We start from the raw sequence: 14,042 nt of genomic DNA, 5'->3' as shown, positions 1-14,042 counted from the left end.
ACATAAATATACTTAAAATCTTTACCAATGACAAATGACAACTGAACGTCACCGTCCCCCGATACTTAAACCAAATGAATTCTACACATTCCGCAGCTATTTCCAAATGAAATTCGCTCCTGCTGATATTTTGCGGGAATTAGGAGTAACTTTAACTAAATCTTCAATCAATTTACCTGTCGCTGCTTCAGAATTACTGACTCGACTACTAGATTTACACCAACGCCTAGAAGAAGCGATCGCTCGTGTTAGTCTAACTAGTGAAGCCGCTAGACGAGAGGTACTAATTGCACCCATTTTATTAGAAGTAGCGCACATCACAAAAGCAATAGTTAATATTGAGTACCCTATTGAAGTAAACCAGTATCTTAGAGGTGACTTAGACTACTATCTTCAGTCAAAACACAATATCTTAGTGGTAGAAGCAAAACAAGCAGACTTAACACGGGGATTTACCCAGTTAGCGACAGAGTTGATTGCTTTAGATACATGGGTAGAATCAGATGAGCCAATTTTGTATGGTGCTGTGACTACTGGGGATATTTGGCAGTTTGGTAGTTTTGATCGTCAAGAACGGAAAGTAACTCAAGATTTAATGTTGTATCGCGTGCCAACTGATTTAGAAATTTTGATGCAGATTTTAGTGGGAATTTTGATACAAAGCGAAACAGATGCGACGCCTCAAGCATCTACTTCTGAAGTTGGTTGATGATTTCCAGTGTTTTTTGGTGATCCTCTATTTTTCCTTGGTGTTTAAAAATATCTGCGGCTTGCTGGAAGTCAGTAATTGCCCCCTTTTTATCTCCCAATTCAGAGCGGGTAATACCCCGGTTGTAGTAGACTAGGGCATCATTAGGATTAATCCGCAAAGCTTGGTTGTAATCTTCCATTGCCCCCTTGTTATCTCCCAATTGTGCGCGGGCAAGACCCCGGTTGCTGTAAGCTTTGGCATAGTTGGGATTAATCCGCAAAGCTTGGTTGAAATCTTCCATTGCCCCCTTTTGATCTCCCAATTGGGCACGGACAACACCCAAGTTGGTGTAAGCTTCTGCATAGTTGGGATTAATTCGCAAAGCTTGGTTGTAATCTTCTATTGCCCCCTTGTTATCTCCCAAATCAGCGCGGACATTTCCCCGGTTATAGTAAGTTTCGGCATGGTTAGGATCAATCTGCAAAGCTTGGTTGTAATCTTCCATTGCCCCCTTTTTATCTCCCAAATCATCGCGGACAACACCCCGATTGTAGTAGGTTGAGGCATCATTGGGATTAATCCGCAAAGCTTGATTGTAATCTTCCATTGCCCCTTTTTCATCTCCCAATTTAGAGCGGGCAACACCTCGGTTGATGTAGGCTAGGGCATATTTGGGATTGAGGCGGATTGCTTCAGTATAAGCTGCGATCGCTCCTTGCAAATCTCCTTTCTTTATCTTATCCAAACCCTGATTAAAGAAGTCTTCAGCCGTGAGTGTCGCAACTTTTAAAGCATCACTTAGACCAATTACCAATAATTTTATGTCGATAGCATAACTGGGCTGATTAATAGTTACAGTAGTGATAAATGTAGTCAAGGCTCCTATGGCAAAGGTTTTTGCAACCTCTATCGACAATTGAGGAAACAAGAATTTTCTTATAAATAACATAAAGAATAAATGTTATTGTTGAGTGATTATACAAAATAATACAGGTACTAAATAAGTTAACTCTTTATTCTTGGCGCTCTTGGCGTACTTGGCGGTTCGTTTAATATTCTATGCATCTTCATATAGAATTGGTATAAGCATCACAATATGTAAAATAGTCCATTACGCTACTGAACATTTTTTAATTGCAAGTCTTTTAACCTGATGTTCAGTGTTCAGGGTTCTCAGCCTTATGTTTTGTGTTCCGATCTTGAAGTTCTGAATTGTAAGCTCGAAGTTTCGCGCATTCATACAAATAACCGCGCTACAGTGCAAACAAAATTCGGTAACAGAGGTGAAGATAAGTCATCTGTTGCGAATAATGTTGCCACTAATTTCAGAACTGCTTTTTCTCGGCGATATACTTCAACCTGTTGTAATTTCCAGTTCAAAATCCAATATTCTTGAACTCCTCTAGAAGCGTATAATTTTAGCTTAACTTCCCGGTCGCGTCGCTCGTTTTGTACTCCAGGAGAAAGTACTTCTACAACCAGTTCTGGCGCTCCTGTTAAATGTCCTTCATTATCAAGTAAAATGGCAAGGCGTTCTTTACTTACCCAAACTACATCGGGAATAACATTATCTGCATCAGTAAAAATAATTCCTGGTGTTGGCACAGTCTCACCAAGACCTGTTGAGAGTGACCAATCTCTTAATTCTCCACAAATATTTGCTGTGGCTTTCTGATGTCCCCAATGTGGTGCCCTAGTCACAAATAATTCCCCATCGATAATTTCGTACCGATTACCGTTATCTGGCAATAACTTTAAGTCTGCACTTGTCCAACGTATCCGTTCATCAATACTTTGACTCATCCGAACCCCTAAAATATTGATAATAATGTCAATTCACAATTCCTAATGCCCCTCACCTTTACATTAACTCCATTTCCTGCAAACCTTGGCGCAGTCTCTTCGCCTCTTCGGGATTATACCTTTCATGAAGGGCGATCGCTTTTCTAAAAGCTGTTAAACTATCTTGATGATTGCCAACTTTCAGCAACACCACCCCTAAATTTTGATAGGCTTCGGCATAGTTGGGATTTAAGGCGATCGCATTTTGATAATATGCGATCGCATCTGTAAATAAACCCAAAGCTTTAAATATCATCGCCAAATTATAATGTCCAAAAACAAAATTAGGGTCAATTTTCAAAGTTGTGGCGTAAGCAGTTTTCGCACCTTTTAAATCTCCTGCTGCTTTGAGTAAGTTACCCAAGTTAATGTATGCTCCTAGTTTGAGCATGGGGTAAATTGGCAATTTGATCGCAGCTTGATAATGAGAAATAGCCTGTGGGAATTTTTGCAACCTACTGTAAGCAATGCCTAAATGGTAGTGGAGTTCATACAAAATATCGTAGTTTTCTTCAGCAGTAGTAATTCCATGTCTGAGCAACTCCATACCTTGGGTAATTTTCCCAGTTTCCACATACAATGCCCCTAATTTACTGCAAACATAAGGGTCATCAGGATGAGTAGCGAGAAACCCTTCCATTGCTGTAGCTGCTTTGGCATATTTGTTATTTTGAGCGATCGCACTTTTTTGATATCCTATGTGTAAAAGTGCCACTCCTGGTAAATAACCTACTTGCCAATGAGGTTCTTTGGCTATAATTGCTGATACGCTATCATCCACTAAGGCATGATAAGGACGGTCAAAGCGAATATCTGGATGATTGCGAAACAGCCTGGAAACCAGAGAATAGGGAGATTGTTCTGCACCAATTTCGTGGCGAACGAGGTTAATGAGCAGGTATTCGTCTCTTGCGATCGCTTCTCGCAACTGCGGTACAATTGTTGGTGCGAGAGTTTCATCAGCATCTAATACCAGAATCCAATCTCCAGTGACATATTTTAGAGCGGCATTGCGGGCAGCACTGAAGTCATTACACCATTTAAAATGATAGACTTTCGCACCGAGTTGTTGAGCAATATTCGGAGTGCGATCAATTGAGCCTGTATCCAAGACTACCATTTCATCTACCACTTTTCGGACACTGCTCAGGCATTTAGGCAGTGTTGCTGCTTCATTTTTCACAATCATGCACAGACTGAGTTTCATATTGTCAATAAATTCTGGTTCAAATTTTTTGCTTGTAATGACCAACTTTTATTTTGTGCCGATATAGCATCAGACCATCATAAGGCGAGTTTTTGACAAAGGACAGTTATTTGTCAAGAGTTACTCTCCCACTCTTTCTATCCCCTACTGCTTTATCCCAAAGACTTGCTCAGAGCATCGCAAGAGACGGGGTATGCACCAATGACTAATGACTACTTAATCAAAAATCTTCAAGTTTTACAAAGAAAGGCAGAGGGCAGATGGCAGATGGCAGAAGGGAAGAAAAAGATAAATAAAAACTTTAGTTCTGGGTTTAAAGCCCAGTTTAAACAAAGATGTTTTTCGAGGCGCGCAGCGCGAGGAAAAACAGCGTCCTTGCTTCAATACCACTATGAGTAAGGGTGGGTTCCTTCTGCCCTCTGCCCTTGTACTTCTGCCTTCTGAATTGTTAGACAAGTTAACTGAAACTAACTCAAGATATATTTTAGTTTTTTGACAATATTTCTAAATAAGGCTAAAAAATCTTAACAGGCTAAGTCTCTACAAAGCTTGCTATATTAAGCTATAAAGTGTAATTTTGTATTCATGTCACACTAGTCTTTACCGATAATGGCGATCCGAGTCGATTTAAAATTATAGAAAATCGCCCCTTCCCTGTACCTAATCCTCTAAATACGTCTACACTCAAAATAATAAAGTTATCTAATATATTTATGGTTAATGATTAATAATATTTTAAACTAGATATTACCATTTTTTAATGTTTATATAACTATTATACGCATTATATAGAGAATCATATATAATGAAAAACCCCTTCGGCAGAACAGCAAATTTATTTCGCCAAAATCTTAAAGATTATTTGCGATCGCTTAACGTTTGGTTTTTAGATACACCAGAAAGGGCACTCTTAGAAGCTCAACAAGCCGCTCAGAGAATTAAAAACATTGAAATAGAACATTTTGACGGCAAAAAAATATCTTCACAATCAGTAAATTATACTGAAAATGTGATGTCTTATTGGCAAGGATACCTCGATAAGAATTTAACTATTATCAAATTAAGACTTATAGAGTTTCGTCTTAGTCGCAAAATTTTAAATCTCTCCAATTCTGTATTGTTAGAAAATCTCAAAATTATTGATGAAGTTGTAGAGAGGTACGCTTTAAAAGATGAAATAATTAGCAACAATGCGTTAATCTCAATTTCTCAACCACTACAGGTTAACCAGAGCGAAGTCAACAAACAGTTATCATCTAATCTTAATCAGACCCAACCTCAACCTCCATATCAACAAGCTAGATTACTATCGAGGTCTATGGGTCAAAGACTGAATAGAATCAAAGTAGATTTTGTACCGCAGACCGAAGAAGAGTTTATTAGAAATCACCGACTTTCTAAAAATAGAACAAAAATTTCTATTAGATTTATATTAACGTTAATTATTGTACCATTTTTAACCCAACAATTATCTAAAAACTTTTTAGTATATCCCATATTAGAAAAAAACAGAGAAATCAGTATAAATCAAGCTTTTCTCAATTCTGATATGGAAAAAGAAGCTCTCCATGAATTACATCATTATCAACAAATCCTAAGGTTTGAATATTTTCTAAATCAAGCACCACCAATTTCTTCAGAAGCAATAACAGAAAAGATAAAAGATAGAGCCATTGAGATAGCTGAGGAATTTCATATAAAACAGAATAGTGTTATTAGTAATGTATTCGCTGATTTAATATCACTAATTTCTTTTAGTATAATTATCATCATAAGCAAAAAAGAAATTGTGCTTGTAAAATCTTTTCTAGATAATATTGTTTATGGACTAAGTGATAGTGCTAAGGCTTTTTTAATCATTCTCTCTACAGATTTATTTGTAGGATTTCACTCACCAGAAGGGTGGGAGGTTATTCTTGAAGGATTAGCAGAACATTTAGGGCTACCGGGCAATAAAACCATAGTATTTTTCTTTATTGCTACATTTCCGGTAATTTTAAACACTATCTTTAAATACTGGATATTTAGTTATCTGAGTCGCTTATCTCCGTCGGCATTAGCTACATTAAAAGAGATGGACGAGGGTAATTGAAATTGCTAATTCGTAATTATTTTGGCGTATTTGTCTCTTGATTCGCTAGGCTATGTATATCCTGGTTCTTCTGAAGTGTACTATGGATTTTGAAAGCAAAGCTAATGCCCCAACTCCTACAGACAACATAGATTTTGCTCAACCAACTACTAGCCGTAAGCCGTTAGAATTGCTGCGAGATACTGAGGCTTTGCTACGCCGCCCAACCGTAGCAACACTGTCGCTGATTTTGCCACCAAAACTGAGCAATAAATTCCATGCGGCGTCATCTTTGGCAGACGATTCTTTTAAGGAATTGGCAGAAATTGACCTAGACAATATTAGTGATTTTGAACTGCGACATGCACGAATTGGTATTGGCTTAAGCTTTGTTGGTTTTGGGGCGCTAATGATATTAGTACTGCTGCTGTACTTAAACACGTTGCGTCCAGAACTCAGGGCGGGTGAGCAAATTCGGCAGTACTGGTATCAATATGTTTGGTTTGTCAGTTTGGGTGTTGCAGGGATGTTTATGTTGGGACGTGAAGCGATGCGTCCTATGCCAAGGCGACGGAAATCAAAATAGTAAGTGCTGAGTAAAAGTAATTCGTAACAACCTACGGGTTCGCGTAGCGTGTTACAGACTGACACTGCACCTATTTTGCTTGAGAATAGGGGTACGCCTATGTCATTAAGTTTTATAACAGGAATTTAGAAAGAATCACAAAGCTTGCCGATGATTGAAGAGGGACTTAAACTCTCAGAATTGGTTAAAACTTATGAATCACGATGCTTTCATTGTTCCACCAGGTTCAAAGATTTCTCTGAAAAAAAACTATGATCCAGCCTATAAGACTGAGTTTCATGAAAAAGCTGATGCTGCAACTAAATTACAGGCAGATATTGAACGATTAGCAAATTACCAAAATATTCTCTACGCTCAAAATACATATTCCTTGTTGATTATTTTTCAGGCAATGGATGCTGCTGGTAAAGATAGCACAATTAAACATGTGACCTCTGGTGTAAATCCGCAAGGATTTCAGGTGTTTAGTTTCAAGGGGCCCAGTGCGGAAGAATTAGACCATGACTATCTGTGGCGAACAACTAAGGCTTTACCAGAAAGAGGTCGAATTGGAATATTCAACCGTTCATACTATGAAGAAGTGCTAGTAGTTCGTGTCCATCCAGAAATGCTGAAAAAACAACAACTTCCCCACTTACCTGAAGGGAATAAAATATGGAAGCAGCGTTTTAAAGAAATTAATAACTTTGAAAAATATTTGGTAAATAATGGTATTATTGTCCTGAAGTTTTTTCTCAATGTTTCAAAAGCAGAGCAAAAAAAACGCTTCTTACAACGGATTGATTTTCCTGAAAAAAATTGGAAGTTTTCAGATAGCGATGCCCGAGAACGAGCTTTTTGGGATGATTATATGAATGCTTATGAAGAAGTTTTTAATAATACTAGTACTAAATGGGCCCCGTGGTATATTATTCCAGCCGATCGCAAATGGTTTACACGACTGACTGTTGCCAATATCATCTGCACAAAATTAGAAGAACTAAATCTGCAATACCCAACAGTTAGTGAGGAACATAAACAGCAACTTTTACAGGCAAAACGCATTTTAGAACAGGAGGATTGAGTTATCTATTTAATAAAAAAAAGGTAAAAGTAACATAAATATACTGTGTAATGGATTTAAATTTAAAATTTATCTTTAAATTTATTAATTATTTTTGTAATCAAAGAAGTTTGTCTGAATAGTGACAGCCAAAAAATCATGACTCAGATGGCAGAAAATGCCAAAAATCATCTACCTCACTTTCATAATGCTGCCTTTGATATTGTGGCGATCGCAGCCTCCGCAGGAGGTTTAACTGCTTTAATTAAAGTGTTATCGACTCTACCTCCAGAATTTACAGCCGCGATCGCTATTGTGCAACACCTCGCACCCGAACATCCGTCGTTCATGGCAGAAATTCTCAGTCGGCGCACGGCTATTAAAGTCAAACAGGCACAAGAGGGAGATTGCCTTACCCCAGGAACGGCTTACATTGCTCCACCTAATCATCACTTGTTGGTTAACGGTGATGGCACTCTTTCCTTATCACAGTCGGAATCAGTACATTTTTTACGTCCCTCGGCTGACCTATTATTTAAATCGGTTGCAGCCACTTACAAAAATAGAGCCATCGGTGTTGTGCTAACTGGAACGGGTAGTGACGGCGCGATGGGAGTAGAAGCGATTAAGAAAATGGGCGGTATCATCATTGTTCAAGACACAAAAACCGCCGAATTTTCTGGGATGCCTTCCGCCGCAATTCAAACTGGCAACGTAGATTTTATTCTCCCCCTCGATGAAATTTCCAGCACCCTAGTAACTTTAGTCATGGGAGAATTTTACTAAGCTGAGGGGCTGAAGAAATATATTTTAAAATGCAACTTGGTGTCAACATAGTTCAAGTTATATCTTGCACCTGCCCACTTTCCCACCAGAGAATAAATTCTCTGGCTAATAGCGTAAGTCCACTCAAGTAGACTCCAATCCTTCCTTATTCAGTTTTCTTTAGAAGACTTTAGCTATATATAAGCCTCAGAATGAATTCTGAGGCGGTTGTTGGGACTGGTGCAAGTTCTGAGTTAACGTCATTAATGAGGCTTAGAACTCCTTTAATGAGTCTTTTTTCCTCGTGGACGAGTCTTTGATACTCGCAGACACAGTTCATAACTCCACTCATTTGCCCCCAGCCCACTGCCCCTACCCTATGACTTCCCCAGAAAAAGACCCCGAATTTGAAAATTTACTAGTTTATCTTAGACAAAGCCGGGGATTCGATTTTACAGGCTATAAGCGCTCAACTTTGATGCGTCGCGTATGCAAGCGAATGCAGTCATTGAGCGTAGACAACTTTGGAGATTATTTAGATTACCTAGAAGTTGATCCAGAAGAATTCAATTATCTTTTCAACACTATTTTAATTAACGTCACCGCTTTTTTTCGAGATCCATCAGCTTGGGAATATCTAGCAGAGCAAGTGTTCCCTAATCTGATTAAAAATAAAAAAAGTTCTGACCAAATCCGCATCTGGAGCGCTGGTTGTGCTTCTGGGGAAGAAGCTTATACCCTGGCAATCTTGATGGCTGAAAGATTAGGAGCAGACGAATTTCGCCAACGAGTGAAAATCTATGCCACAGATGTAGATGAAGAGGCTCTCAACCAGGCACGCATTGCTACGTATTCAGCAAAAGAAATTCAGGCTGTGCCAGATCAACTGCGACAGAAATACTTTGAGATTGTCGCGAACCGCTATGTCTTCCGCCAAGACTTGCGCCGCTCAGTAATTTTTGGTCGCCACGATCTGCTTCAAGATGCGCCCATTTCGCGCTTAGATTTGCTGGTTAGCCGCAATACGATGATGTATTTTAATTCTGAGACTCAAGGACGAATTCTCGCCCGGTTTCATTTTGCACTAACTGATGCAGGCTATCTGTTTTTGGGAAAAGCGGAGATGCTATTAATGCATTCGAGTCTGTTTACGCCACTAGACTTAAAAAACCGGATATTTACTAAGGTATCGTCGGTTAATATCCGCAATCGTCTCTTAATTATGACAAATTCAGTAGATGACGAATCTAGCAACCGTTTGCCTCGACACCTCCGGTTGCGAGATATAGGTTTCGACACAGCACCAATCGCCCAAGTAGTCATTGATAACAATGGAATTCTGGTGCTGGCGAATGAGCAAGCGCGGAATATGTTTGCCCTTTCCCTCAGAGATTTAGCTCGTCCCTTCCAGGATTTAGAACTTTCTTATCGACCAATTGAGTTGCGATCGCTAATTGAACGGGCTTATAATGAACGCCGCCCCATCACCCTAACAAATGTAGAGCGCTATTTGTCCAACACAGAAACCCAATATCTGGATGTACAAATTACGCCTTTGAAAGACACCGACACCAGTTTCTTAGGTGTAAGTATCGCTTTTCATGATGTCACCCGTTATATTCAACTCCAAAAGGCGCTACAACGCTCCCGACAGGAATTAGAAACTACTAACGAAGAACTGCAATCCACCAACGAAGAATTAGAAACTACCAACGAAGAACTGCAATCCACCAACGAAGAATTAGAAACTACCAACGAAGAACTCCAATCTACTAACGAAGAATTGGAGACGATGAATGAAGAATTACAATCTACTAATGAAGAATTACAGACAATTAATAGCGAGTTGAGCGAGCGCACCACAGAACTGAATCGCACTAATACTTTCCTGATCTCTATTCTCAGAAGTCTCCAAACTGGAATAGTAGTAATTGATGGCAGCTTTACCATCTCAATTTGGAATTACATGGTAGAAGATTTATGGGGTTTGCGAACTGATGAAGTTTTAGGAAAGTCTATTTTCAGCTTAGACATTGGCCTACCCGTCGAGCAGTTGCGATCGCCCATCCGCGATTCCCTATCGGGAAAAAAACAGTTTCAAGAAATGATCATTGATGCTACCAATCGTCGGGGTAGGCAAATAAAATGTTACCTGGCGATCGCTCCATTGCTTGGCATTGAAATGCAGGGAGCAGTTTTGATAATGGCAGATGTAGAGAGTGTCAGCAGTATAATTTCTATTCAAGGAGTGGAAGAACGGCGGCAGCAAGATTAAAAAAGGCAGGTGGCAGGGAGCAGGGGGCAGGGAGCAGGGGGCAGGGAGCAGGGGGCAGGGAGCAGGGGGCAGGGGGAAAGAGGGTTTTAACCTTGTTTATTTCTCTTGACATAAGTTTGCTTTTATTGTGCCGACTTACTACTAGACTGTAGCGAGATTTGCCTACCTTTAACAATGGGATTTTGTCCCTTGTTTGCCTGTATAGTTAATTTCGCCAATTAATTGCGCACTGATTTTTGTTGGTTAATTGTAAAATTGGGCTTGATATAAGTACAGTAACAGTTCGATTTGCTGTATGAGAATCTAGACCAGACTTTAAAAGTTGATTTATCAATATCCTTCTATTTTGGATTACATAGGTTTTACTTTGAACTGCAAGATATTTGGAAACAAGTTGTGCTACTTCTAAACCTACATATCCACAATACCGTGATAAATTGGGAAGCTTCATAAATCCAATCAACATCAAACTTTTTCCAAAGCTAAAGAAAGTTTTTTATATGTATCGAAAATAAGTCTTGGTATTCAAATCCAAGACCTCAATTGAAGTTACTACACACTAAAATGAACAAACTCGATCATCCCAATTGGCTGAAGTAAATCACCCAAAGAATTCCAATTACCTCAATAACGATTAAGAGGTTAGTGAAAAACCAGCCCTTTGTCATCTTGACCGACAGTGAAAAACAATAACCACGCTTGATTTATATTAATGATTTTAAAGTTTTTGAAATCAGGTCTAGAAACGAGTGAGCCAATTAAATATTTTCTAGGATAATTAAAATCAGTTTTTATAAGTTTGACTCTAAATTGTTTTATTTGTCAACTGAAGAAAATTTGTAAATCTAAAGTGTTTCTCTATAGGCTCAAACCCTGTCTGTGGAATTTCATCAACAGAAATTTTGTATCATTTTTTTATTGTTTGTAAATTAATATAGATTATTGCAAATATGTTTTTGCAAATAATTGACATAAAAGAAAAGTAGTGAAAGCCGTACTAAGCAAGTAGGGTATTTTGGATTTGTGTGGGAAGTAGGCAATGTTTACAAAGGCCTATAACGCTCGAACGCGAACAGGGGCGATCGCACAAGAAGACTCGGTTTAGCTTCTTTAAAAGAGGCGATCGCTTCAGTTAAAGATTATTTATCAAAATTTGATGCGTGTAGAGCCGTGTAATGTCTATGACGGGCTATTTGGCGTTGTTATTGGAAATTAATACGCACAAAGCCAGCAATTATGCATAACCTGTTTTAAGTAAAACTTATGTTTTGTATAAACATAAATTATAAATTAATAACTGAGAAAGTATTGCTTATTTGTAACGAAATTGTTATGTTTCTTTACATAAAGATACAAAAGCACCTGAATGCGTTAAACCACTGTTGATCAAGGTTTTGTAGATAACTATGCAGTTAAGCCTGCAATGTGCTTTGCCGAGTATCCATCAACGGCAAGAAAATCGCTATGCCTTTGCTAAAGCGATGTCTACGCCAATACTGCTAAGTACCTTTGTTAACAGCTAGACGCATTTACCTTCCGTCTTTACACATTTGATTTTCACATTCGATACAACTGTAATTTTCTTTTGGGAACATCTGCTATGTCTTTTACCATCCAGTCGGCTCAAAGTATTTTTCCCGGCACCCTAGTTGCTGACATTGTTCCAACTGTTGTTGAATCATTCTCTCAGCTCAATGCTGAAGATCAACTAGCATTACTCTGGTTTGCTTATACCGAGATGGGTAGAAGTATTACGGTTGCCGCTCCAGGAGCAGCTAACATGATCCTTGCACAAGGCTTACTCGAACAAATTAAACAGATGCCTTTTGAGGCTCAAACGCAAGTCATGTACGATTTGGCTAACCGTGCTGATACTCCCCTGTGCCGTTCCTATGCATCCTTCACCGTGAACATCAAGTTGGGCTTCTGGTATCAGTTAGGAGAATGGATGGCTCAGGGAATCGTTGCTCCTATCCCAGAAGGCTACAAGCTTTCTCCTAAAGCTGCTGATGTGTTGCAAGCAATCCGCAATGCTGATTCAGGTCAACAAATCACCATTCTACGAAATACTGTAATTAACATGGGATTCGACCCGAATGCTCCTGGTAGTTACAAAAAAGTATCAGAGCCAGTGGCTCCACCCACAGCACCAGCATTTCGGACTAAAGTCACTATTGAAGGTATCAACGACGCTACAGTGTTGGGCTATATCAATAACATGAATGCCAATGACTTTGATGCTGCGGTTGCTCTGTTTCGCTCAGAAGGTGCTTTGCAACCTCCCTTTGAAAGACCGATTGTTGGTCAAGATGCAATCCGCGCTTATATGCGTGAAGAATGCCAAGGATTAAAGATGATCCCAGAGCGTGGTATATCTGAGCCAGTGGAAGATGGCTATACACAAGTTAAAGTCACAGGCAAAGTGCAAACCCCTTGGTTCGGCGCCAGTGTTGGGATGAATATTGCATGGCGGTTTTTGATAGATCCCCAAGGCAAAATCTTTTTTGTAGCGATTGACTTACTTGCTTCTCCGAAAGAACTGCTCAACCTAGTACGTAAATAAACCACTCTTTTAGAGGCACGGCAGTGCCGTGCCTCTATGAAAAACTTGAAGGAGCAACACCGCTAGCGTTCGCGTAGCGTCTCGTAGAGAAGCGGTAGCGACTCATCGAGCGTCATACTCAATATGCTTAAACAAAAAAGGGCTTATTTGGTATTTTCGTTGTGCGATCGCTCTTGAAAGCAACCGATACCATCGGCAATATTGTAAAAGATTGTTAAACAGTTTTAAGGTTAGTGCGGAGTTATTAAAAATCTCCGAATGAGAGCTATTTTCAGCAATTATCGATTAGATATTGTAATTTTCAGGTGAGAAATGGAGAGTTGGAAGGCAGGATGTATGGATGCTGATGAACTTCTCAAACGCTATTGTGCAGGAGAGAGAAATTTCCCTGAAGTAAGCCTGCACTTAGTTAACCTCAGCGAGGTGTGTTTAGCTGGAATCAATTTGAATCGAGCTAACTTGACTAATGCGGCTTTATCACAGTCCAACCTGCGCCAAGCAAACCTGATCGAAGCCAATTTGACTGCGGCAGTTCTCTGGAGAACCGACTTCAGTGGAGCAAATATGATTTTAGCAAACCTTAAGGCTGCTAATCTGATACGGGCAACTCTTAGAAAAGTGGACTTGCACAAGGCTTCTTTAACGAAAGCAGATTTGCGTTTAGCAGACTTGCGCTATGCCAACCTTAGTGGTGCAAACTTGGCTGGGGCAGACTTGCGTTATGCCAACTTTACTGGTGCAAACTTGTCTGGAACAAATCTTAGTAGTGCAAACCTGACTGGGGCAAACTTGAGCAATACATATCTAAGTCATACCAATCTTGCCAAAGCTATTTTGTACAAAACTGATCTAAGTACAGCCCACCATAAAAAAGGGTCGGAAATTATGCCGCTTTCGCATCTAGGATTTTAGTAGTATTGTCGGAATTAACAATTTCACACTTGGCAAGAATTTTTGTAGTTGATTTTTGACTCCAATTAAAAGGGTGGGCGATAACATT

General features: G+C 39.4%; 12 protein-coding genes. 9 read left to right on the top strand and 3 right to left on the bottom strand.

From position 1 onward, the window contains the following. The first annotated feature begins 34 nt into the window (after positions 1-34). Positions 35-709, top strand: coding sequence for a hypothetical protein (locus RMZ43_RS35230; RefSeq protein WP_322649977.1), 675 nt, complete (start codon positions 35-37; stop codon positions 707-709). Here RMZ43_RS35230 and RMZ43_RS35225 read toward each other — a convergent pair. The 3 genes from RMZ43_RS35225 to RMZ43_RS35215 form a co-directional block, all read right to left on the bottom strand. Beyond that, the gene (locus RMZ43_RS35225) at positions 690-1,568 is read right to left on the bottom strand and encodes a tetratricopeptide repeat protein (protein WP_428850999.1); all 879 of its coding nucleotides are present in this window, start codon (positions 1,566-1,568) and stop codon (positions 690-692) included. The genes RMZ43_RS35230 and RMZ43_RS35225 overlap by 20 nt on opposite strands. 359 nt (positions 1,569-1,927) lie before the next feature. Beyond that, complete coding sequence (locus tag RMZ43_RS35220) at positions 1,928-2,494, bottom strand: Uma2 family endonuclease (protein ID WP_322655466.1); 567 nt, start codon at positions 2,492-2,494, stop codon at positions 1,928-1,930. A 58-nt stretch (positions 2,495-2,552) separates the two neighbouring features. Then, on the bottom strand, positions 2,553-3,722 hold the full coding sequence (locus RMZ43_RS35215; protein WP_428850998.1) for a tetratricopeptide repeat protein: 1,170 nt from the start codon (positions 3,720-3,722) through the stop codon (positions 2,553-2,555). Between the two features lie 219 nt (positions 3,723-3,941). Here RMZ43_RS35215 and RMZ43_RS35210 point away from each other — a divergent pair, with 219 nt between their 5' ends. The 8 genes from RMZ43_RS35210 (at position 3,942) to RMZ43_RS35175 (ending at position 13,954) form a co-directional block, all read left to right on the top strand. Further along, the gene (locus tag RMZ43_RS35210; protein WP_322655464.1) at positions 3,942-4,139 is read left to right on the top strand and encodes a hypothetical protein; all 198 of its coding nucleotides are present in this window, start codon (positions 3,942-3,944) and stop codon (positions 4,137-4,139) included. A gap of 406 nt (positions 4,140-4,545) precedes the next feature. Next, positions 4,546-5,832 (top strand): proton extrusion protein PcxA, encoded by a 1,287-nt coding sequence (locus RMZ43_RS35205; protein ID WP_322655463.1) that lies wholly within the window; start codon positions 4,546-4,548, stop codon positions 5,830-5,832. An 82-nt stretch (positions 5,833-5,914) separates the two neighbouring features. Beyond that, the gene (locus tag RMZ43_RS35200; protein WP_322649982.1) at positions 5,915-6,397 is read left to right on the top strand and encodes a hypothetical protein; all 483 of its coding nucleotides are present in this window, start codon (positions 5,915-5,917) and stop codon (positions 6,395-6,397) included. A gap of 193 nt (positions 6,398-6,590) precedes the next feature. Continuing rightward, positions 6,591-7,460, top strand: a complete 870-nt coding sequence (locus tag RMZ43_RS35195; protein ID WP_322649983.1) for a polyphosphate kinase 2 family protein — start codon at positions 6,591-6,593, stop codon at positions 7,458-7,460. A gap of 138 nt (positions 7,461-7,598) precedes the next feature. Then, positions 7,599-8,225, top strand: coding sequence for a chemotaxis protein CheB (locus RMZ43_RS35190; protein ID WP_322649984.1), 627 nt, complete (start codon positions 7,599-7,601; stop codon positions 8,223-8,225). A gap of 358 nt (positions 8,226-8,583) precedes the next feature. Then, on the top strand, positions 8,584-10,479 hold the full coding sequence (locus RMZ43_RS35185; protein ID WP_428850997.1) for a CheR family methyltransferase: 1,896 nt from the start codon (positions 8,584-8,586) through the stop codon (positions 10,477-10,479). 1,600 nt (positions 10,480-12,079) lie between these two features. Beyond that, on the top strand, positions 12,080-13,042 hold the full coding sequence (locus RMZ43_RS35180; RefSeq protein ID WP_322655461.1) for an orange carotenoid protein N-terminal domain-containing protein: 963 nt from the start codon (positions 12,080-12,082) through the stop codon (positions 13,040-13,042). Positions 13,043-13,354: 312 nt separating this feature from the next. Then, positions 13,355-13,954, top strand: a complete 600-nt coding sequence (locus tag RMZ43_RS35175; RefSeq protein WP_322655460.1) for a pentapeptide repeat-containing protein — start codon at positions 13,355-13,357, stop codon at positions 13,952-13,954. Positions 13,955-14,042: the final 88 nt, after the last annotated feature.

The sequence above is a fragment of the Nostoc sp. CmiVER01 genome (genome assembly GCF_034531135.2).
Classification (GTDB): domain Bacteria; phylum Cyanobacteriota; class Cyanobacteriia; order Cyanobacteriales; family Nostocaceae; genus Nostoc.
The sequence above is the reverse complement of the archived record's forward strand: the minus strand, read 5'-3'. Positions and strand labels throughout refer to the sequence as shown.

Coding starts and splice junctions, on each gene's coding strand:
- RMZ43_RS35230 (WP_322649977.1), top strand. CDS start 35: ATGACAACTGAACGTCACCGTCCCCCGATACTTAAACCAAATGAATTC.
- RMZ43_RS35220 (WP_322655466.1), bottom strand. CDS start 2,494: ATGAGTCAAAGTATTGATGAACGGATACGTTGGACAAGTGCAGACTTA.
- RMZ43_RS35215 (WP_428850998.1), bottom strand. CDS start 3,722: ATGATTGTGAAAAATGAAGCAGCAACACTGCCTAAATGCCTGAGCAGT.
- RMZ43_RS35210 (WP_322655464.1), top strand. CDS start 3,942: ATGACTAATGACTACTTAATCAAAAATCTTCAAGTTTTACAAAGAAAG.
- RMZ43_RS35205 (WP_322655463.1), top strand. CDS start 4,546: ATGAAAAACCCCTTCGGCAGAACAGCAAATTTATTTCGCCAAAATCTT.
- RMZ43_RS35200 (WP_322649982.1), top strand. CDS start 5,915: ATGGATTTTGAAAGCAAAGCTAATGCCCCAACTCCTACAGACAACATA.
- RMZ43_RS35195 (WP_322649983.1), top strand. CDS start 6,591: ATGAATCACGATGCTTTCATTGTTCCACCAGGTTCAAAGATTTCTCTG.
- RMZ43_RS35190 (WP_322649984.1), top strand. CDS start 7,599: ATGACTCAGATGGCAGAAAATGCCAAAAATCATCTACCTCACTTTCAT.
- RMZ43_RS35185 (WP_428850997.1), top strand. CDS start 8,584: ATGACTTCCCCAGAAAAAGACCCCGAATTTGAAAATTTACTAGTTTAT.
- RMZ43_RS35180 (WP_322655461.1), top strand. CDS start 12,080: ATGTCTTTTACCATCCAGTCGGCTCAAAGTATTTTTCCCGGCACCCTA.
- RMZ43_RS35175 (WP_322655460.1), top strand. CDS start 13,355: ATGGAGAGTTGGAAGGCAGGATGTATGGATGCTGATGAACTTCTCAAA.